Origin of the sequence: Neobacillus niacini (genome assembly GCF_023715785.1) — a bacterium.
GTDB lineage: Bacteria > Bacillota > Bacilli > Bacillales > Cytobacillaceae > Neobacillus > Neobacillus niacini_E.
The window spans coordinates 1-382 of the sequence record NZ_JAMBOX010000100.1; the positions used below are offsets into that span (position 1 = coordinate 1).

Annotated in this window: 1 protein-coding gene; it reads left to right on the forward strand. The window is 60.2% G+C overall.

Features of this window, described 5'->3' with window-relative positions; genetic code table 11:
* A partial coding sequence (locus M3234_RS29025; protein ID WP_285858866.1) for a molybdopterin dinucleotide binding domain-containing protein occupies positions 1-382 on the forward strand: 382 nt, incomplete at both ends.

Here is a 382-nt window from a genome sequence, read left to right on the forward strand (position 1 = left end):
GTTCTCGGTATTTAAAGGGGTGCATGAGAACGTGGTGGTGGAGGGTGAGGACGTGATGCGCCTGGTGACGCTGCGCAGTCATGACCAGTACAACACCACCATCTACGCGATGGATGACCGCTACCGTGGCGTCTTTGGCCGCCGCGACGTGCTGTTTATGAACGAGCAGGATATGGCCGCCCAGGGTCTGGAGCATGGCGATCGGGTGGATATCCATACCGCGCTGCCGGGAAGCGCGCTGACGCTGGAAGATATCACGGTGGTGGCCTACGGCATTGCGCCGGGCACCGTCGGCGCCTATTATCCGGAAGCCAACGTGCTGGTGCCGCTGAACTATCTCGATGAAGAGAGCGGCACCCCTTCGTATAAGTCGGTTCCCGTT